The organism is Vibrio sp. Vb1127 (genome assembly GCF_033338735.1).
In the GTDB taxonomy this organism is placed as follows: domain Bacteria; phylum Pseudomonadota; class Gammaproteobacteria; order Enterobacterales; family Vibrionaceae; genus Vibrio; species Vibrio alginolyticus.
Genome location: NZ_JAWOTF010000018.1, coordinates 58,786 through 78,246 on the forward strand (window position 1 = coordinate 58,786; position 19,461 = coordinate 78,246).

At 44.7% G+C, this 19,461-nt stretch carries 17 protein-coding genes; 7 read left to right on the forward strand and 10 right to left on the reverse strand.

Annotated elements, in window-relative coordinates; translation table 11 throughout:
- Positions 1 to 61: 61 nt before the first annotated feature.
- The 6 genes from R7H07_RS19135 to pspF all read right to left on the reverse strand — a co-directional run bounded on the left by R7H07_RS19135 (position 62) and on the right by pspF (position 6,513).
- Positions 62 to 853: an ATP-binding cassette domain-containing protein gene (locus R7H07_RS19135; RefSeq protein WP_005393308.1), complete on the reverse strand. Its 792-nt coding sequence runs from the start codon at positions 851 to 853 to the stop codon at positions 62 to 64.
- Complete coding sequence (locus R7H07_RS19140) at positions 850 to 1,845, reverse strand: oligopeptide/dipeptide ABC transporter ATP-binding protein (protein WP_005378126.1); 996 nt, start codon at positions 1,843 to 1,845, stop codon at positions 850 to 852. Before R7H07_RS19140 ends, R7H07_RS19135 begins: the two co-directional genes overlap by 4 nt.
- Positions 1,845 to 2,732, reverse strand: coding sequence for an ABC transporter permease subunit (locus tag R7H07_RS19145; protein WP_005378123.1), 888 nt, complete (start codon positions 2,730 to 2,732; stop codon positions 1,845 to 1,847). Before R7H07_RS19145 ends, R7H07_RS19140 begins: the two co-directional genes overlap by 1 nt.
- Positions 2,719 to 3,681, reverse strand: coding sequence for an ABC transporter permease (locus tag R7H07_RS19150; RefSeq protein WP_005378122.1), 963 nt, complete (start codon positions 3,679 to 3,681; stop codon positions 2,719 to 2,721). The genes R7H07_RS19145 and R7H07_RS19150 overlap by 14 nt, the downstream gene beginning before the upstream one ends.
- Positions 3,681 to 5,300 carry an ABC transporter substrate-binding protein SapA gene (sapA, locus tag R7H07_RS19155; protein ID WP_206959108.1) on the reverse strand — a complete coding sequence of 540 codons (1,620 nt, stop codon included), beginning with the start codon at positions 5,298 to 5,300 and terminating at the stop codon, positions 3,681 to 3,683. Before sapA ends, R7H07_RS19150 begins: the two co-directional genes overlap by 1 nt.
- A gap of 205 nt (positions 5,301 to 5,505) precedes the next feature.
- On the reverse strand, positions 5,506 to 6,513 hold the full coding sequence (gene pspF, locus R7H07_RS19160) for a phage shock protein operon transcriptional activator (protein WP_017820869.1): 1,008 nt from the start codon (positions 6,511 to 6,513) through the stop codon (positions 5,506 to 5,508).
- 232 nt (positions 6,514 to 6,745) lie between these two features.
- On the opposite strand from pspF, the gene pspA reads away from it, so the two are divergent.
- The 7 genes from pspA to R7H07_RS19195 all read left to right on the forward strand — a co-directional run bounded on the left by pspA (position 6,746) and on the right by R7H07_RS19195 (position 14,085).
- Entirely contained in the window at positions 6,746 to 7,417 is a 672-nt protein-coding gene (gene pspA / locus R7H07_RS19165; RefSeq protein ID WP_005378119.1) for a phage shock protein PspA, read from the forward strand.
- A gap of 14 nt (positions 7,418 to 7,431) precedes the next feature.
- Positions 7,432 to 7,665 carry an envelope stress response membrane protein PspB gene (pspB, locus tag R7H07_RS19170; protein ID WP_005378117.1) on the forward strand — a complete coding sequence of 78 codons (234 nt, stop codon included), beginning with the start codon at positions 7,432 to 7,434 and terminating at the stop codon, positions 7,663 to 7,665.
- Entirely contained in the window at positions 7,658 to 8,047 is a 390-nt protein-coding gene (gene pspC / locus R7H07_RS19175; RefSeq protein ID WP_025766867.1) for an envelope stress response membrane protein PspC, read from the forward strand. Before pspB ends, pspC begins: the two co-directional genes overlap by 8 nt.
- A gap of 161 nt (positions 8,048 to 8,208) precedes the next feature.
- Positions 8,209 to 9,240 (forward strand): efflux RND transporter periplasmic adaptor subunit, encoded by a 1,032-nt coding sequence (locus R7H07_RS19180; protein WP_054577943.1) that lies wholly within the window; start codon positions 8,209 to 8,211, stop codon positions 9,238 to 9,240.
- A gap of 1 nt (position 9,241) precedes the next feature.
- Positions 9,242 to 10,339 (forward strand): efflux RND transporter periplasmic adaptor subunit, encoded by a 1,098-nt coding sequence (locus tag R7H07_RS19185; protein ID WP_005378112.1) that lies wholly within the window; start codon positions 9,242 to 9,244, stop codon positions 10,337 to 10,339.
- Positions 10,336 to 13,446: an efflux RND transporter permease subunit VmeI gene (gene vmeI / locus R7H07_RS19190; RefSeq protein WP_017634672.1), complete on the forward strand. Its 3,111-nt coding sequence runs from the start codon at positions 10,336 to 10,338 to the stop codon at positions 13,444 to 13,446. Before R7H07_RS19185 ends, vmeI begins: the two co-directional genes overlap by 4 nt.
- 72 nt (positions 13,447 to 13,518) lie before the next feature.
- A complete protein-coding gene (locus R7H07_RS19195) occupies positions 13,519 to 14,085 on the forward strand; it encodes a DNA-3-methyladenine glycosylase I (RefSeq protein ID WP_017634671.1) in 567 nt (188 codons plus the stop codon).
- A gap of 24 nt (positions 14,086 to 14,109) precedes the next feature.
- Here R7H07_RS19195 and R7H07_RS19200 read toward each other — a convergent pair whose 3' ends face one another.
- The 4 genes from R7H07_RS19200 to cls all read right to left on the reverse strand — a co-directional run bounded on the left by R7H07_RS19200 (position 14,110) and on the right by cls (position 19,008).
- The gene (locus R7H07_RS19200) at positions 14,110 to 14,970 is read right to left on the reverse strand and encodes a lipase secretion chaperone (protein WP_206959109.1); all 861 of its coding nucleotides are present in this window, start codon (positions 14,968 to 14,970) and stop codon (positions 14,110 to 14,112) included.
- 12 nt (positions 14,971 to 14,982) lie between these two features.
- Positions 14,983 to 15,888: an esterase/lipase family protein gene (locus tag R7H07_RS19205; RefSeq protein ID WP_005378107.1), complete on the reverse strand. Its 906-nt coding sequence runs from the start codon at positions 15,886 to 15,888 to the stop codon at positions 14,983 to 14,985.
- 248 nt (positions 15,889 to 16,136) lie between these two features.
- Positions 16,137 to 17,342: a cystathionine beta-lyase gene (locus tag R7H07_RS19210; RefSeq protein WP_042522027.1), complete on the reverse strand. Its 1,206-nt coding sequence runs from the start codon at positions 17,340 to 17,342 to the stop codon at positions 16,137 to 16,139.
- Between the two features lie 211 nt (positions 17,343 to 17,553).
- On the reverse strand, positions 17,554 to 19,008 hold the full coding sequence (gene cls / locus R7H07_RS19215) for a cardiolipin synthase (protein WP_206959110.1): 1,455 nt from the start codon (positions 19,006 to 19,008) through the stop codon (positions 17,554 to 17,556).
- Positions 19,009 to 19,461: the final 453 nt, after the last annotated feature.

Here is a 19,461-nt window from a genome sequence, read left to right on the forward strand (position 1 = left end):
CAATAAAGAAGCCTGCGTTAAAGCAGGCTTCTTTACATTTGCACGATTACATCTTTGATAACTATTTTGTTTGATGGCTTGGCGCTTTATAAAAGTGGCTTTCGACTAGTCGTTGAGTAATAGGATGCTCGGGATGAGTCAGTACTTGGTTGGTCTCGCCAAACTCGACCACTTCACCTTCATGCATCACCATCACTTTATCAGTAATATGCTTAACAATGCCAATGTGCTGAGACACGTACACAAATGACAATCCCATTTCTTCTTGCAACTCGAGGAATAAGTTAATGATCTGCGAGCGCATTGCCATATCCAAACCGTTTAACGCCTCATCAGCGACAATGATGGAAGGTTGAAGAATAAGTGCACGAGCCAAACACACGCGCTGTTTTTGACCGGCAGCTAGCATTTGTGGATAAAAATAGGCGTGCTCAGGCAGCAATCCTACGCGGAGTAGGGTGTTCTTTACACGCTGCATGCGCGCATCTGGCGGCATGTTGGTATTTCGCTTTAGCGGACCTTCTAAAATACGACCAATCTGGATTCGTGGGTTTAACGATGTGTTTGGATCTTGGAAAATCATGCGGATGAGCTTGCAGCGTGTCGCGTAATCTTTGTGCTCCAATCGTTCGCCATTCACACGGATCTCTCCGGAGCTTGGTTCAACAACGCCAGCAAGCATACGAGCTAGTGTGGATTTCCCTGACCCGTTTTGACCAATAAAACCAATAGTTTGTCCTGGCTCTAAAGTAAAGCTTACCGGTTTAACTGCCTCATTAACCTGACGTTTGAACAGACGGGAGCGCGTAACAAATTGCTTCGATAAATTATCGACTTCAAGTAACGCACTCATGACTTTTTCTCCGTGTTCAATGGAAAGTGGCAGTTAAATTTATGATTCTTAATTCGTCTGGTGTGTGGAATTTCTACACATTGTTTCTGCGCATATGGGCAACGTGGTCCGAGGCGACAACCGATAGGCAGATGCTGCAATGGCGGAATCGAGCCCGGTAGGGATTGGAGTTTTTGCTTGTGTGGTACCCAATCATTAAAGTCAGGCATCGCTTTAAGCAAGGCATCGGTGTACGGGTGCTTGGGTGCCGCAATGATTTTACTGGTATCGGCAGACTCCACCGACTGACCACAATACATTACCGTAATACGTCCTGCCCACTGTGTTATGGTCGCTAAGTCGTGGCCGATAAGCAGAATGGTTGTGTTATTAAGTTGGTTCATGCGGCTCAACAGACGCAAAATTTGCGATTGGGTAATCGGGTCTAAGTCGTTGGTTGGTTCATCTGCTATCAGCAATTTAGGTTTGGTCGCAATCGCCATGGCAATCATGACCTTTTGACACTCACCATCAGTCAGTTCATAAGGGTAGCTACCCATTAAACGCTTGTGATCTTTAATACCCACTTTATGCAAAAGCGCGATGGCCTGTTTTTTACGCCATTTAAATCGCTCCCACCATTTCCCTTCAAATGCGCGAGATGGAATGGATTCAATCAATTGACGCCCGACTTCCTCTGAAGGGTCAAGACAAGTTGAAGGCTCTTGGAAAATCATCGCAATATCACGAGCAATGACGCGCCGACGCTCTTTTGGCGTAAGCTGAAGCAAGTCAATATTGCCAAGGCGCATACGGTCAGCGGTGATGCGCCAGTTATCTTTACTCACACCGACAATCGCTTTTGCAACTAAGCTTTTTCCAGAGCCAGACTCACCTACAAGACCACGAATTTCGCCTTCGTTCAAAGTTAGGCTCATTCGGTCAACGGCTTTGACCAACCCTTGAGGTGTTTCGATCTCAATGGTCAAATGTCGAATATCTAACAACGGCATTATTCGATCCCCGCATTAAGCGCTTGACGTACACCTTCACCTACTAAGTTTAGGGTAATAACAGTAAACATGATGGTCAGGCCGGGTAGGGTCACTGTCCAAGGTGCAATATAAATAAGCTCGACAGAGTCACCTAATATTGCTCCCCACTCGGTGCTTGGTGCCTGTGCGCCTAGGCCAAGAAAACCCAGTGCCGTAATATCTAAAATCGCAGCAGAGAGCGCGAGTGTGATTTCAGCGGCAATGACCGTCAGAATGTTAGGAAGAATTGAACTCCACAGTAAGTAGAAATCATTAGCGCCATCAAGGCGTGCTGCCATTATGTAGTCTTTTTCAACTTCGGTGTGGACTGCGATATAAACGGAGCGAATAAAACGCGGAATCAAAGCCAAGCAGATTGCGAGTAAAATATTGAACCCACCAAAGCCTAGAAATGCCACAAAAATGATTGCTAATAAGAGCGACGGGATCGACATGACGGTATCGAGCAAGTGGTTGAGAGTACTCGACAGTAAGCCTTTCGTCATACCTGCCAATACGCCAATTAAACAGCCTACAACGGCAGCAATTGCGGTGATGGCGACAGCAGCGCCAAATGTCAGCTGAGAGCCCATAATCAGGCGCGAAAGAATATCTCTACCTAAGTCATCGGTCCCCAAAAAGTAATCAACCGTTCCTGCTGGAGCCCATGATGGCGGCACAAGCAACTCACCTGACTGTGCTTGGGCGTCAAATGGTGCAAGTAGGGGGGCAAAAATGGTAATAAGGACGATAAACACCAAGCACCACAAGCCAAACATGGCTAGTCCGTTGGCGCGGTAGCTTCGCCAAAAACGCTCAAACTGTGTTGGAATGCGCTCTTCCTGATAAACGTTATTTGTTAGCATACCATTCCTTTCGAACTAAAGGGTTAATCATCGCGCCAATCAAATCCGAGAGTATGTTAGCGGTAAGAACCAAAGTCGCAAGTACCATCACGCCAGCTTGGATAGATGCATAGTCTTGGCTTGCTAGCGCATCTAAAAGCCAACGACCAATACCTGGCCAGTTAAAAATAGACTCCGTGATGATAGCTAAGGTAATCATACTCGAAAGTTGAACACCAACCTTGGGAATGATAGGCGGTATCGCATTCCGCAATACATGTTGAGTTACGATTTCGCGGTTAGAAAGACCTTTGATTCTCGCTGCACGGATGTAGTTTTGGCTCATCACTTCCGCTACCGAGGAGCGCATTAGTCCGACAACCTGGGTGGTTGGAGCCAAAGCAAGCACCAAACATGGCAGCACCATATGCTCAATGACGCTTTGCAGTGCGTGAGCGCGGTATTCACCTTTCGCCATGAATGCGTCGATAATGGCAAATCCGGTTACATGATCAATTTCGTAAAGCAGGTCATATCGTCCTGCCACGGGAAAGAGTTGGTACTCTAATGAAAAAACCATGATAAGTAACAGAGCCACCCAAAAAATTGGGGCGGAATAACCAGACATCGACATGAATGAAATGCTGGTGTCGAGCCATTTACCTTGCTTCATCCCAGCCACGGTTCCAAGTGGAATACCGATCAAAAGGGACACCAAAAAGGCAAAAAAGCACAGTTCCAAAGTGGCAGGGAATACGACGGCGAGCTCGTCATAAATCGCGTTGCCGTTTTTACTTATGCCAAAATCAAGCTGAGAAAGGTTGATTAAGTAAGTTTGCCAACCAGACCAAAAATCAACGTTTGCCCAGTGCGAGAGAGGGTCAAGGCGAAGCAGAGAAAAACCCACTAATGTAAGGATCATCAAAGTGATGATAAATAGGTTAAAGCGTCGAACGGTATACCAAAACATCAGTGAATTCTCTCAACTCTATCAAACGGTTGGGCATTGAAAGGGCTTGATTTGAAGCCTGTCAGCGATTTGTTGTGCACACGGAACTGCACGCCATGCGCCAGAGGAATAACCGGGAACTCTTGATTCAAAATGTTCTGTGCTTGGCGATATAGGTTCAAACGGTAACGCGGTTCTTGAGTTTCTAACGCCAAATCGAGCAAGAAATCGAAGTCATCGTTACACCACATGGACACGTTAAGGCCAACGCGGTCAGACTCGCAAGATAATAAAGGGCGGAAAAAGTTGTCAGGATCCCCGGTATCACCAATCCAACCAGTTAAAAGTAAATCGATATCGTTGATGTTCTCCAAATCCACACGTTCAAACCTATCATCGGTCAGTAGCGTTAATTTAACCCCAATATCGGCAAAATTCGCTTGGATTAACTCCGCAGTCTTACGAGGGCTTGGGTTAAAAGCACGTGGTTCAAGTGGTACCCACATGGTCAATTCTAGGCCGTCTTCGTAGCCTGCATCTCGAAGTAGTGCCAATGCATAATTCCGGTCATAACGAATTTTTACGCTGTCTTTTTGATAAGCCCATGAATTAGGTGGTAGCAAGGTATAAGCTTGGGAGCCAGTTCCGTAGTAAACTGAATCTAAAATATTTTGACGGTTGATCGCTAAGTTAAGTGCTTGGCGAACTCGAGCATCACTCAGCGCGGTGGTTTCTGTGTTTATCGCAATAAAGGAAACGTTGTTAGCTGGTGTAGCCGTCAGCTCAAGGTTGTCATTTTCTTGAATGACAGGTATTTGGCTCGAAATAGGTGAAGAGAGTACGTCACACTCGTTTCTTAAAAGTTTAGCTAATGTACCCGTGCCTCTGTGAGATATATCGAATACCACTTGTTCCATTTTTGCTGGTGACTTCCAGTAATTAGAATGACGCTCTAATCGAATCAAGTCGTTCACTTGGTATTCTTTTAATTGATAAGGGCCGGTACCGATAGGAAGTTGGTCGATTTCTTCTTTATGATCTTTTGCAGCCAATTGCTGTCCATACTCCGAAGACAAGATAACCGCATGGCTGGTGGCAATATTGGCCAAGAAAGAAAAGTTTGGCTGAGATAACGTAAACCTTACCGTATGCTCATCTATTGCAACCACGTCTTGGAGTAGGTTTTGAAAATCTAACCCTGCAAACCATGGATAAAAACCACCACCTACTTGGTGAAAAGGATGGTCTACATCGATGATTCGCTTGAAGCTAAATACCACATCTTTTGCATTCAATGGGCGAGTGGGTGTGAACCAAGGCGTGGTTTGGAATTTAACACCACGTTTAAGCTTAAACGTGTATTCCGTCCCTGATTCATTTACTGACCAACTCTCGGCGATGCTTGCCACGGGCTGATGTGATTTAGGATCGAGCGTGAGCAGCGTATCGTACAGCTGCGGGCTCAGAGCCTCTGCGGTAATACCGCTATCAATAAGCTGAGGGTTAAACGTGGTCGGCTTACCCTGTCCGCAAAACACAAAGCCAGCTTTGCGAATATCATTGTGGTCAATTTCATCGCCACAAGCGGTAAGTAGGCTAATCCCAATAAGGCTCAGCGATAATCTTATAAAAGCATTCATAATATGAAATGTTCATTGGATCTTGCTCGTTTCGTTTGATCTTACTCTTTCAAAGCTAACAAGCGAAAATGATCTCGCTAATTTATCACCTTTGTGAACTCGCTCCAAACATAAAATCCATACACTGTAAGGTGTTATGCCATAAATGCATGCGAATTAGAGCGCAGTCACGAGCTCGTGTATTGATTGAGTTCTCTCGGTCAAGTTAGCTTTGTCCGACCAAACCATATTTTCTAACCATCCCTCGTAATTGGTGATAGCTCAAGCCAAGTAGCTCGGCTGCTTGTCGTTGATTAAACTTGGCTTCTTCCAATGCACGATTGAGTAAATGGATATCTTGTTCCTCTTGCCATTGTTTATAGTCTAGAGGGAATTGGATGGTGTTGCTTGATGCTTCCTCTTCTTGTTGTTCTGCTTGTTTTGCACTATGGCCAAGCGCGCTGTGCCAAACCGTTTCAAAGGGATTGAAAACCAGTTCATCAATTGGGTGAGCATTCAGACCATGTTGGTAAATCGCACGTTCAATCACGTTTTTTAGTTCGCGGACGTTACCGGGCCATTCATATTCAATAAGCGACTGCTGCGCTTTTGGGGTAAAACCGACAAAGTATTCCAGTTGCAGTTCACGACACATTTTCATCGCGTAGTGCTCTGCTAAAGAGAGAATGTCTTCTTTGCGCTCGCGAAGAGGCGGCAACATAATGACATCGAAGGCTAGCCTGTCGAGCAGATCTGCACGAAAATCACCTTGCTCTGCCAATTTTGGTAGGTCGGCATTGGTTGCACAAACAAGTCGAACATCCGCATTGAGAGCGGTATGACCGCCAACTCGCTCATATTCACCATATTCAATGACACGTAATAGCTTTTCTTGAACTAAAAGTGGTGCGGTTGCCAGTTCGTCAAGAAACAAAGTACCGCCCTCGGCACGCTCGAAACGCCCTTTATGTTTACCTTTAGAGCCCGTGAAGGAGCCGGATTCATGTCCAAACAATTCGGAATCTATTAGCCCTTCGCTTAATGTCGCACAGTTGAGTGATAGTAGTGGTTTATCCCAACGTCTTGATAAATAATGCAAACGCTGAGCGATGAGTTCTTTACCCGTACCTCGTTCACCAATGATGAGGACAGGGCGCTCAATGGGTGCAAGTTGTGATACTTTATCTAGTACAGCGAGAAAAGCAGGTGATTCACCAATCAGGTTTTGCTTCATAAAGTCCTTCTTATTTAACAGCCGAGCCATGATTTAGAGATAGAGTTGGTAAATTTCACCAACAGTTGGTGAAAAACATCATAGCACAATAGTGTGTAACGACAACAAAATGAATAACAATCTGATTTAAAAGAAAATTATAAGTTGGCACGTTACTTGTTATATATTCAGGGAGACACAAGGTTAATCACCACCTTGTCGAGTTTTAATAGGAAAAAAGAGGAGTTCCGTTATGGGTATTTTTTCTCGATTTGCAGATATCGTTAACTCAAACATCAGTGCATTACTGGACAAGGCGGAAGATCCTGAAAAAATGATCCGTCTTATCATTCAAGAAATGGAAGACACACTTGTTGAAGTGCGTACTAACTCGGCTAAAGCGATTGCAGACAAGAAAGAGTTGGCTCGTAAGGTTGAAACGTTAGAAGAGCAAATTGGCGAATGGGGCCAAAAAGCGAGCTTAGCATTAGTTAAAGAGCGTGAAGATCTAGCTCGTGCAGCGTTAATTGAAAAGCAAAAGCTAGAGCAAGTGATTAAGGGCCTCCACACTGAGCAAACCTTAGTGGAAGAAACGATCGATAAGCTTACTGGCGAGATTGGTAAGTTGGAAAGCAAAATTGCTGAAACGCGCGCAAAACAGCAAGCACTAGCAATTCGTAACCAAACTGCATCTAACCGTCGTGATGTGCAAAAACACCTGCACACTAGCCGTACTAATGAAGCGATGGCGAAATTTGAGCAGTACTCACGTAAAGTGGATGAAATGGAAGCGGAAGCAGACCTGTATGCTCAAACTGGTAATGCTAAATCGCTAGAACAAGAGTTTGCAGAGTTGCAGGCACAAGACGAAATTGAAAAAGAGTTGGCAAAACTGAAAGAACAGATGTCATCGAAAGATAAATAAGAAAGGAGCCATTTATGTCGGCATTTTTTATAGCAGGACCAGTGATTGTCTTTTTAATCTTTGTCGCTCCACTATGGCTCTTCTTACACTATCGCAGCAAACGCAAAACAGATAGTGCACTGTCGAGCCAAGATTTAGAGCGCCTTCAGGTACTATCTGAAAAAGCGGAAGCGATGCAGTCCCGAGTTGATACATTGGAGCGCATCTTGGATGCTGAGTCACCAACATGGAGACGAAAGTATGAATAATCGAGAACTGTATCGTGATCCAGTAAATGGCAAAATCTCCGGTGTTTGCGCCGGAATTGCCAACTACTTTGGTGCAGAAGTTTGGTTGATTCGTATTGTAGTGATTTCTGCAGCGCTGTTAGGTGGTACGTTTTTGGTATTGTTAGCGTACATCGCGATGGCGTTTATGTTAGAAAAGCAACCAGTAACGTATTCTGAAAATATCAGAGCTCAGCAAGAGCATACGCTCAAAAGTAAGCCTTGGCAGAAAGGGCAAAGCCCTGATCAACTGCTCAGTGTGTTGGAAAGGGATTTTGACCGTCTTGATGGCAAAATTCGTAACATGGAAGCTTATGTTACGTCTGATACATATAGGGTGAACAGAGAATTCAGTAAGCTCTAGGCATTTTGTATCCAAAGAAGATTTAACTGAAGCAGGCATAAAGCCTGCTTTTTTATCACAAATTACTAATTTTAAAGCACTATTAATCTTTTCTGCTCTGGAAGTTCGTTCAAAATTCATCTACTTTAAAAATAATCCCCCAATTTTTATGGATGAATGTAATGAGAAAATTGCTCATTCCTATTGCCATCTCGGCTGTCTTGTCGGGGTGCGGTAAAGAACTTCCTCCTGTTCCTGAACCTGAATCGCGCCCTGCGAAGCTATTTACAGTATCTGTTGGCAATGCCCAGTTTGAGCGACATTTTCCTGCCACGACGGAAGCTGGCGATAGAGCAGTACTGACATTTCGAGTTCCTGGGCTTCTTCAAACGATAGAAGTGAATGAAGGTCAAGTCGTTAGTAAAGGTGATGTTTTGGCGTCATTAAACCCAGATGAATATTCTCTGCTCGAACAGCAAGCTCGGGCAAATTTTTTGCTCGCAGATGTGCAATACAAGCGATACCAAAAGCTACGTAAAGACCAAGTAGTATCTGAGCAAGATTTTGATGAGGCAAAAGCGAATCACAACTCGGCAAAAGCTCAATGGAATCAAGCAAAGGCAAACTTAAGGTATACCAAACTTGTCGCGCCATATGATGGCACCATTTCGTACATTCCAGCAGAAAACCATGAATATGTTGCCGCGAAAGAAGGGGTGATGAATATTCAGTCCAACCAACTCCTCAAAGTGATATTCCAAATCCCAGACTATCTTCTAAATCGTTACACGCAGGGGAGCGATGTCTCTGCCAGAATGATATTTGATGCGTTCCCCGAGCGAGCCTTTGATTTAACCTTTCAGGAAATCGATACAGAAGCCGATCCTAAAACGGGCAGTTACAAAGTCACGATGGTCATGGAACGGCCAGCAGAAATAGGCCTTTTGCCGGGAATGTCTGGCAATGCTTACCTCCTGTCCAAAAGTGCAGGAGCGACAAAGATTCCTAACTCTGCGCTGCTAGTAGAGAACGGCAAAACATACGTTTGGCGTGTCGATGAGCAAGGCATTGTGTCCAAAGCCGCAATTGAGATGAATGACAAAAATCAAGTGTTAGCTGGGCTTAACGATGGCGACCAAATCATTATCTCGGGTGTCAGTGTAATTGAACCCGGAATTAAGGTAAGAGCGTGGATTAAGGAAAGAGGGTTGTAATATGAAAGGAATCATCTCTCTAGCGACTTTACTTTCAACGCTTTTTCTCGTTGGCTGTGGGGATAAGGCGCCAGAAAAAGAGCTCGAAACGCCACGAGTTAGAGTTACGTCATTAGCGGGAAACAAGGTGGACGACAACTTGTACTTCCCTGCGGTTGCGAATGCAGCGGATCGCTCTCATTTGAGCTTCAGAGTGGCAGGAGAAGTCAGCCGCATCATGGTAAAAGAGGGCGACAAAGTCACGAAGGGTGATGTTATTGCAACGCTAGATCCCACTGACTATGAGTTGGATGTAGATAATGCGAGTGCGCGTTTTTCTGTTGTCGACAGTCAGTATCGCCGCTCACGCCCTTTGGTTGATAAAGGCCTATTAGCTAAGTCTCAGTTTGATGAAATTGCAGCACAACGACAAATCGCCTTAGCTGAGCTTCAGTTAGCCAAACTTCGTCTATCATTTACTGCCTTAAAAGCGCCCGTGGATGGGATTATTTCGCGAGTTAATATCGACCAATTCGAAAATGTTCAAGTCGGACAGCATATCGTTAATATTCACAGCTTGGAGCGAGTCGAAGTGTTGATTCAGCTTCCTGACCGCCTCTATGTGAACCAACCGCCAACGGAAGAAAGGCTTACCGCGATCAAAGCATTAGTGCGCGTGCCCAGTGGTAACGAATATAACGCGACGGTAAAAGAATTTACAACCGAACCCGACCCAACAACAGGTACGTTTACTGTCACACTGTCGCTTCCTATGCCGGAAGAAGAGTACATCCTAGATGGTATGGCTGTTGAGGTAACTTCTAAAGACGAGAATGTTGGGCTTGATCTCAACCTAGGAATTAATGTTCCTATCGAAGCCATTTTTAATGCGGATGGTGACGAGCTGGGGCGCGAAAACAAATTTGTTTGGGTACTGAATGACGACAATACGGTATCGCGCAAACAGGTGCGAGCAGGTAAGGCATCTAAAACGTCCATTCAAATCCTTGATGGTCTCATGCTCAAAGACAAAGTCGTGATTGCCGGTGTTTCTCGATTAAGGGATGGCATGAAAGTGGAAGTGATACAGGAAATGGCTACGCAGGAGGCCGGTCTATGAGCGATCTTAATAAATCAGTGCCTCAAAGTGATGATGATGTGACCGGTATTGCTGCGTACTTCATCCGAAATCGCGTCATCAGTTGGATGGTCGCACTGATATTTTTGATTGGTGGTATCGCCGCATTCTTTGGTTTAGGGCGTCTTGAGGACCCTGCTTTTACTATTAAAGATGCGATGGTAGTGACCTCTTACCCTGGTGCGACACCGCAACAAGTCGAAGAAGAAGTGACGTACCCAATCGAAAAAGCGATTCAGCAGCTTACTTATGTTGATGAAGTAAATTCGATTTCTAGCCGGGGATTATCTCAAATCACGGTCACGATGAAGAACAATTATGGCCCTGATGATCTACCACAAATTTGGGATGAGTTGCGCCGTAAAGTGAACGACCTTAAAGGGACGTTGCCTCCAGGTGTGAATGAACCTCAAGTGATCGATGATTTTGGTGATGTTTACGGGATTTTGTTAGCGGTGACTGGCGACGGTTATAGCTATAAAGAGCTACTGGATTACGTCGATTACTTACGCCGAGAGCTCGAACTGGTTGATGGCGTGAGTAAAGTTTCGGTATCCGGGCAACAGCAAGAGCAAGTTTTCATCGAAGTATCGATGAAAAAGCTGAGCAGTATAGGTCTTGCTCCGGATACCGTGTTTAATCTTCTTTCGACGCAAAACGTGGTTTCTGACGCAGGGGCGATCAGAATTGGTGACGAGTACATCAGAATTCAGCCGACTGGCGAGTTCCAGAGTGTGGAGGAGCTGGGTGATTTGTTGATTACTGAGTCGGGCGCTCAGGGGCTCATTTTCTTGAAAGATGTGGCGGAAATAAAACGCGGGTATGTAGAAGTACCGAGTAATGTTATTAATTTTAACGGCAGCCTTGCACTGAACGTGGGTGTTTCTTTTGCTGAAGGCGTCAATGTGGTTGAAGTCGGAAAAGCGTTTGATCATCGCCTTGCCGAGCTAAAGTACCAACAACCTGTCGGTATCGAAATCTCGGAAATTTACAGTCAGCCTAAAGAGGTGGATAAATCGGTTAGCGGTTTTGTTGTCAGCTTGGCTCAAGCTGTCGGTATCGTCATTATCGTACTTCTGTTCTTTATGGGGCTACGTTCTGGGCTACTAATCGGTTTAATCTTGCTGCTGACGGTGCTGGGTACGTTCATTTTCATGAAGTATCTCGCGATAGATTTGCAGCGGATTTCATTAGGTGCCTTGGTTATCGCGTTAGGTATGCTGGTGGACAATGCAATCGTCGTGGTTGAGGGGATTTTGATTGGTACGCAAAAAGGGCGAACTCGACTCCAAGCAGCGACCGACATTGTTACCCAAACAAAGTGGCCATTACTTGGGGCAACTGTGATTGCGGTAACTGCATTTGCGCCAATTGGACTGTCTGAAGACTCGACGGGCGAATACTGTGGCACTTTATTTACGGTTCTGCTGATCTCTTTAATGTTGAGCTGGTTTACCGCTATCTCGTTGACACCATTCTTTGCTGACATCTTCTTTAAAGGCCAGAAGATTAAACAAGGTGAAGGGGAAGAAAATGATCCATATAACGGGGTTATTTTCGTTATTTATAAAAAGTTTCTTCAGTTTTGTATGCGTCGTGCTTGGTTTACCGTTGTGGTGCTGATTGCGGGATTAGCGGCAAGTGTTTACGGGTTCACCTTTGTGAAGCAAGCGTTTTTCCCATCTTCGACAACGCCGATTTTTCAGTTAGATGTATGGATGCCAGAAGGAACTGATATTCGAGCAACCAACACAACGCTTAAAGAGTTAGAAAGTTGGTTAGCTAAGCAAGAGCATGTTGACCATATCACGACGACCGCGGGTAAAGGCTTACAGCGCTTCATGTTAACGTACGCGCCAGAGAAAAGTTATGCGGCTTATGGTGAGATAACCACTCGTATGGAAAATTACGAAGCGTTGAAACCATTAATGGCGAAGTTTCGAGAGTATTTAAAAGCCAACTACCCAGAAATCAATTACAAGCTCAAACAGATTGAGTTAGGCCCTGGTGGTGGTGCAAAAATTGAAGCTCGCATTATTGGCTCAGATCCAACCGTCCTTCGTACGATAGCCGCTCAGGTCAAGGACATCATGTACGCCGACCCTCAGGCAACAAATATCAGGCATGATTGGCGTGAACGAACCCAAGTTCTTGAACCTCAGTTTAACGAGAGTCAGGCACGTCGCTATGGCATTACCAAATCAGATGTCGATGACTTCTTGTCCATGTCATTCTCTGGAATGACGATAGGCCTTTACCGAGACGGCACGACGCTCATGCCTATCGTGGCTCGTTTACCTGAAGATGAACGTATTGATATTCGTAACATTGAAGGCATGAAAATATGGAGTCCAGCACAGAGTGAGTTTATCCCACTTCAACAAGTCACAATGGGTTACGACATGCGTTGGGAGGATCCTATCATCGTACGTAAGAACCGTAAGCGTATGCTCACTGTGATGGCAGACCCTGATATTCTAGGTGAAGAAACCGCATCGACATTGCAAAAACGCTTACAGCCCCAAATCGAAGCGATTCAATTACCACCAGGTTATTCCTTAGAGTGGGGTGGTGAATACGAATCTTCAGGTGATGCTCAAGAGTCACTGTTTACTACTATGCCAATGGGGTACTTGTTCATGTTCTTGATCACTGTATTCCTATTTAACTCTATCAAAGAGCCACTCATTGTTTGGCTTACCGTACCGCTGGCGTTAATTGGCGTCACCACTGGTTTGTTGGCACTCAACACGCCGTTTGGTTTTATGGCATTGCTCGGCTTCTTAAGCTTATCGGGAATGGTGCTCAAAAATGGCATCGTATTACTGGACCAAATTGAAATTGAAATGAAGTCCGGTAAAGAGGCTTATGACGCGGTCGTTGATGCTGCGGTAAGTCGCGTCCGTCCCGTTTGTATGGCTGCTATCACGACGATCCTTGGTATGATCCCACTGTTGCCAGATATTTTCTTCAAACCAATGGCGGTTACGATTATGTTTGGTTTGGGTTTTGCGACAGTCCTGACACTGATTGTCGTGCCAGTGTTGTATCGTTTGTTCCATAAAGTGGCAGTACCGAAACAGGCTTAGTGCTACTGATATAACGATGAAAAATATCGCGCCTCTAGCTCATCAGTTAGAGGCGCTTTTTAAGGAAGAATAATGACAGAACAAAAAACGTGTGCGTGGGCGATGAATCACCCATTAGAGCGCGAATATCATGATTCCGAATGGGGCGTGCCAGTATATGACGACCAAGTCCTGTTTGAATTTATTACTTTGGAAGGTGCGCAAGCTGGTCTTAGTTGGATCACCATCCTTAAAAAGCGCGAAGGTTACAGAGAAGCGTTCGAGAATTACGATCTAGATGCGTTGGAACAAAGAAATGAAGAACGCGCTGAATACATCGTGGAAAACTTCGATGTTGTAAGGCATCGCGGAAAGATTAACTCGGTTTTCAGTAATGCCAAAGCGGCCAAAGCGTTAATTGCTGAATACGGAAGTTTATCAGACGCGTTGTGGCAGTTCGTGGACGGCGAACCAATCATTAATCAATGGCAACATATGAGTGACGTGCCAGTTTCGACAGAGCAATCCAAAGCCATGAGTAAATTCCTAAAAAAGAAAGGCTTCAAGTTTGTCGGTGAAACCATCTGTTATGCTTTCATGCAAGCCGTCGGCATGGTGGATGACCATATCGTTGGATGTCCTAAAAAGCAGAATAAGTAACGTTTGGCTATTAAGCTAATGTTGTTAGTTCTGGCTATCATGAATACGTTCCAAAGCTTCGATTCGACGCCATTGAGTGGCATCGAAGCTTTGTTTTCTTAAAGCAATGATTTCTGCCTGTTGTTCGTCTTGCCCTAGAAAATCTCTATTCAGAATATTTTGACGCTGCTTTAAGTAAGTGGCGAGTTGAGTCTCAAATGATTCTCTTTGCTCATCAAGTTTTTGCAGCCTCTGCGCTCCGGCATCTCCTACCAGAGCAACACGGGCGATGTACATGTCTTGTGAATCAAGCTGAGAAGCTTGCTCGAGCTGCTTTGCTAATGCGTTATTGCGTTCACTTTCTCGTATGTAATCCGGTTGTTCTGATAACGCTTGATTGAGAAGGTGTTCTTGACTCTCGATATCCGATGCCTGTGTTTTAATCGTCAGCTTTTCTAAAGCAAGTTGGCGAAGTCGGTTTTCTTCGTCAAACAATTGGGTTATCTGCGCCTCGCTAAAGTATTGAAGCTGTAAGTTCAGTATTGCTTCATTCAGCATGGTTAACTGTTCAAGCGTTAGGTGATTGTGCTCAAAAGGCTCTAATGCAGAGAGTGCTTGCTTGTAGGAAAGGTAGGTTTGAAAAAGTTTGGCATCAATATTCAGAGTTTGCTTTGCTAAAGTGTCATCATTGACTTCCGCTTTGATCGTATCGAGATCTTCTTCGCCCAGCCGGCTAAGAGAATATTCGAAGAAATCTTTTGGGGAAGAGACATCGGCGGCTATATCTTGCTGAGATGGCGAATGGTTAGAGGTTATCTCTTGTTGTTTGTCGCTTTGCAACAGAGAAAGCGCTCCCACGCCAAATATCGAGAGCAGGATAAAAGTGGTGAGAGCGACTTTCTTCATTGTGATGACCTCTTATAAACCTTGAAGTTTGAGACGATTTGCATGTTGGCGATAAAGCGTGACTGGATCGGTTTCAAAAAGATGATGAATACCGAGTAGACCGTTAATTTCATCCAAATGGTTCATTTGATAATCATCACGTATGACTTTGCCTAAATGTGTGCTGCACGCACCAACTAAGCCATCATTCGGCCCATCAAAGGCTAAGCCAAGTACCATCATGGCAGCGTCAGTCGGATCGAAAACGTTTGTAAAAGTGGATGATCCGGTCCATGAGTAGTAATAAACGCCATTTGAAGCTAGCAAGTCGCCATTACCACATTCACTGGTAGGGACTCCCTCTGGGTAGTGCTGGTTAAACGCCAATGATCCTTCCGTGGTCAAGGCTGCTAATGAGGCTAAAGGGTCTTGGTCGAGATCAGAACCACCTGATAGAAGATTAATAAGAGTGGTTAAACCTTGCGCCAGTTTTACCGCGAGCTGCTCACTCCCCGAACCCTCAGATACGGTGCCACGAACTAAATCGGCTACTTTAGACCCTTTATTAACGCCTCCTATACTCGTAACTGATGCGACTAGGTCAGGACGGACAGAGGCAACATAGCGCGTTGTTGGACCACCATGACTGTGACCAATGAGATTGACTTTCTCTGCGCCTGTAGCTGCAAGTAAGGTTTCTACTTGAGCAAGCAGTTGCTCCCCTCGAACTTCGCTGCTATTGGTCGCGGATACCTGTGCAACATAAACTTTAGCACCATCTTTTGTTAAGGAATGTGGTATTCCGAAAAAGTAATCAACGCCTGCCAGGGTATCAAAACCAAACAAACCGTGAACCAGAACAATCGGATACTTGGTTTGGGTATAACCTGTTGCAGCGTATACGGAGGTTATTGGGACGGTAACTAAGGTAAAAAGCATTAGCGCTATAAATTTGAGTTTCAAAACTATCTCCTTGTGGTATGACCTCTTATGAATGATAAAAAGTAAGAGAGAAACTCTAAATTTGAAAAGCCTATTTATGGCACATTATTTCATTCTGTGACTGCTCAATTGAAAAACAACACAAATGATTAACATTAATTAATGGTTCGGGCGAATGTTAGTTAATTCTAATTAAGTCAGAGGGTTATAAAAACGCCCCGCAATGCAGGGCGATTCAATCATTGTTATAGGGAGGCTTCTTTTTCAAGCATTAAGGCATTATAACGCGCAAAACCAGCCTCTAAATCAGCGATCAAGTCATTTACGTCTTCTAAGCCAATATGAATACGAACCAAAGTACCTTCAAAGTGTGGGTGAGCTACGGTTCTCAGGCTGTTAAAGCTCTTAGGTTCGTTAGCTAGAATGAGGCTTTCATAACCGCCCCAAGAGTAACCCATACTGAAGTGTTTCATACCATCAAGCAGAGCCGTCGTCGCTTTTGGATAAGACGTTTTGAGAACAAATGAAAACAAGCCGTTTCCACCTGTGAAGTCTCGTTTGAAAAACTCATGGCCAGGGCTTGTTTCTAAAGCTGGATGGCGGACATGATCAACTTCTGGGCGAGAAGCGAGCCACTGAGCGACTTTTAAACTGCTTTCTGCGTGCTGTCTTAGGCGAACATCCAACGTGCGAATACCTCGAAGACCTAGGTATGCGTCGTCAGGAGAAACGCACTGACCCATCAGGTAGCTTTGTTCACGCAGCTGATCCCAATACTTTTCAGAAGCCACAGCAGTACCTAGCATGACATCTGAATGTCCAACAATATACTTAGTTGCCGCTTGAATGGAAATGTCTACGCCATGCTCGAAAGGAGAGAAGTTCACGCCTGCTCCCCATGTGTTGTCAAGCATCACGATGATATCTTGCTCGTGGGCAATGCGCGCTAATGTAGGTACATCTTGGACTTCCATGGTTATTGAACCAGGAGACTCCAAGAAAAGGACTTTGGTATTCGGCTGAATCAAGTCTCGGATACCTTCACCGATCATTGGGTCATAATAGGTGGTTTCGATGCCCATTTTCTTCATTATGGTGTTACAAAAGTCACGAGTTGGTTCGTAACAAGTGTCCACCATTAGAATGTGATCGCCAGTTTCAACGAAAGAGAGGATGGCGTTTGAAATTGCTGCCGTTCCACAAGGGTAAAGCGCGCAACCAGCTCCACCTTCAATCTCAACCATTGCGTCTTGGAAAGCAAAGTGCGTGTTGGTGCCTCGGCGACCATAAAACAACGTTTTGTTTGCACGATTAATGGTGGCTTGGTTCTTTTCTGCAACGGTATTGAATACCACAGTTGAAGCGCGTTGAACGGGTGGGTTTACAACACCATTTGTCCACTTTTTATCGCGGCCAGCGGTAATGAGTTTGGTTTTTTTTCCCTCTGACATAAAAGTTCCCTGTCTTAAATATTGCGGTTTTGAATATTTAAAACATGGACGACGTAGGTTATGCAAGGGAAAAGTCGACTATCAGCCAATAACAGCCAAGATGAACAGGTAATGATGTCGAGAGGTATCGTGTAGATAGGGAGCTAAAAGAACAAACCTCCAGCAGGATGCATGTAGCGCTGGAGGTTTTTTAGTCGGTGTATTTGAGGTATTAGAGGAGTGGGTTGAAGAGATAGAACACTCGCTCTAAGAACCGAGAAAATAGGCTCCTTTTCTCCCACTCTTCCAATACAACAGTGTGAGATTGCTTAGTATAGCTATCTTGTAACCAAGACATTTGCTTGGTGAACTCTTCGTCATCAACGGCGAGGGTCACTTCGAAGTTCAGCCACAAGCTGCGCATATCCATGTTTACGGTGCCAACTAAACAGAATTGGTCGTCAATTACGACAGATTTTGTATGCAGCAAACCACCATAAAACTCATAAATCTTGACCCCTGCACTCAAGAGCTCACTATAAAAAGCGCGTGACGCCCATTGCACCATCATAGAGTCATTTTTATGGGGAATAATGAGTTCAACGTCAATGCCTCGTTGTGCTGTCATCTTTAACGTTTCGAGTAAATCAGCATTGGGCACGAAATATGGTGTTGTGATTCGTACCGAGCGATTGGCTTGGTTTATTGCCAATGTTAATACTTGATAGATCAGATATTCCGGCATACCTGGGCCAGAAGGCACAACCTGAATAGGGTGTTGGAATTCACTCTCATCGATTTTACATTCAGGTAGTCTCGGTAAATGGCGTTCGCCAGTTTCGACTTCCCAATCCCAACAGTGGATGGCACTCAATACGTTTACCGTTGGTCCCGTAATGCGAACCATGATATCCACCCAATGCCCAACGCCACTATTTTGCTTGAAGTAAGCCGGGTCAACCAAGTTCATTGAACCGGTATAAGCAATTTCATCATCAATTACGATGATCTTGCGATGCTGGCGAAGATCAAGACGACGTAAGAAAATACGCCACATCTTCACTTCTAACGCTTGAATAACTTCAATTCCAGCATCCTGCATCATTCGATACCAAGGACTTCTGAAAAAACGCGGGCTACCTGCTGAATCGAGCAATAGCTTGACATCTACGCCGCGTTTAGCCGCTCGGATAAGTGCAGAAGCGACAGAGTCAGCCAAACCACCTGGATGCCAAATGTAGAATACCATTCGAATACTGCTCTGCGCGTTTTCGATGTCTTCAATAATGGAATGCAAAATCTCATTAGGTGACTGTTGCAGCGACAATGTATTACCGCTCAATGCGGGAAGACCAAGGCGGTTGTTACATAGTTCATCAATTCGGTAGATGTGCCTTCCCATCGTTTCTGGGTTGTGCGCGTTACAGTCGTTAAGCTGACTGAACCACTTCTCGAATGGTGTAAACATCTCTTTCGCACGTTCGGCTCGCTTTCTGCCTAAGTTCAGTTCACCGAAGAGGAAATAACATGCGACACCCAGAACGGGAAGGATATAAATGATCATTAGCCAAGCTAAAGACACGCTCACTGCACGGCGCTTTAAAACGACACGAATGGTCACACCTGCGACCAGTAACCAATATAGCCCGATGCCAGCTAAAGTAAGAAAGTGATAAAACTTGTCCATATACGCTCAGAGTAATATGCCCTTCTAGGATATTAAGCATAAAAGTGGGTTGGGGGAATAGATTTCCCATTTAGACGTGGGATTGACCTTATATGAGGAACGAATTTCATAACAGCTGATTCTGTTATTTTAATGTGAAAAATAAGGTCATTCTTTAACTTTTGAACAAAAAAGCAGCATTTAACCTGCGTAACTCGACACTTGTGCGATAAATGTAATTTTTTGGGGTTCCAATTTTAAAGGGGAGCTGCTTTACTTTCTAGACATAGTGCGTCGAACGCTTATTTTATAAGTGTACAATAATTTTTACATAAACTTTTTAGACGCCTATCTCTATGCATACACAACAAACTAATTTTGGAGAAAAAGCGTGGCTACAACTAATACAGCAGCACCACGTGATACGTGGGGGTCTAAACTAGGCTTCGTAATGGCAGCAGCGGGTTCCGCTGT

Bases quoted from the DNA above. Each gene is read 5' to 3' on its own strand.
- R7H07_RS19135 (WP_005393308.1), bottom strand. From the start codon at position 853: ATGAGTGCGTTACTTGAAGTCGATAATTTATCGAAGCAATTTGTTACG.
- R7H07_RS19140 (WP_005378126.1), bottom strand. From the start codon at position 1,845: ATGCCGTTGTTAGATATTCGACATTTGACCATTGAGATCGAAACACCT.
- R7H07_RS19145 (WP_005378123.1), bottom strand. From the start codon at position 2,732: ATGCTAACAAATAACGTTTATCAGGAAGAGCGCATTCCAACACAGTTT.
- R7H07_RS19150 (WP_005378122.1), bottom strand. From the start codon at position 3,681: ATGTTTTGGTATACCGTTCGACGCTTTAACCTATTTATCATCACTTTG.
- sapA (WP_206959108.1), bottom strand. From the start codon at position 5,300: ATGAATGCTTTTATAAGATTATCGCTGAGCCTTATTGGGATTAGCCTA.
- pspF (WP_017820869.1), bottom strand. From the start codon at position 6,513: ATGAAGCAAAACCTGATTGGTGAATCACCTGCTTTTCTCGCTGTACTA.
- pspA (WP_005378119.1), top strand. From the start codon at position 6,746: ATGGGTATTTTTTCTCGATTTGCAGATATCGTTAACTCAAACATCAGT.
- pspB (WP_005378117.1), top strand. From the start codon at position 7,432: ATGTCGGCATTTTTTATAGCAGGACCAGTGATTGTCTTTTTAATCTTT.
- pspC (WP_025766867.1), top strand. From the start codon at position 7,658: ATGAATAATCGAGAACTGTATCGTGATCCAGTAAATGGCAAAATCTCC.
- R7H07_RS19180 (WP_054577943.1), top strand. From the start codon at position 8,209: ATGAGAAAATTGCTCATTCCTATTGCCATCTCGGCTGTCTTGTCGGGG.
- R7H07_RS19185 (WP_005378112.1), top strand. From the start codon at position 9,242: ATGAAAGGAATCATCTCTCTAGCGACTTTACTTTCAACGCTTTTTCTC.
- vmeI (WP_017634672.1), top strand. From the start codon at position 10,336: ATGAGCGATCTTAATAAATCAGTGCCTCAAAGTGATGATGATGTGACC.
- R7H07_RS19195 (WP_017634671.1), top strand. From the start codon at position 13,519: ATGACAGAACAAAAAACGTGTGCGTGGGCGATGAATCACCCATTAGAG.
- R7H07_RS19200 (WP_206959109.1), bottom strand. From the start codon at position 14,970: ATGAAGAAAGTCGCTCTCACCACTTTTATCCTGCTCTCGATATTTGGC.
- R7H07_RS19205 (WP_005378107.1), bottom strand. From the start codon at position 15,888: ATGCTTTTTACCTTAGTTACCGTCCCAATAACCTCCGTATACGCTGCA.
- R7H07_RS19210 (WP_042522027.1), bottom strand. From the start codon at position 17,342: ATGTCAGAGGGAAAAAAAACCAAACTCATTACCGCTGGCCGCGATAAA.
- cls (WP_206959110.1), bottom strand. From the start codon at position 19,008: ATGGACAAGTTTTATCACTTTCTTACTTTAGCTGGCATCGGGCTATAT.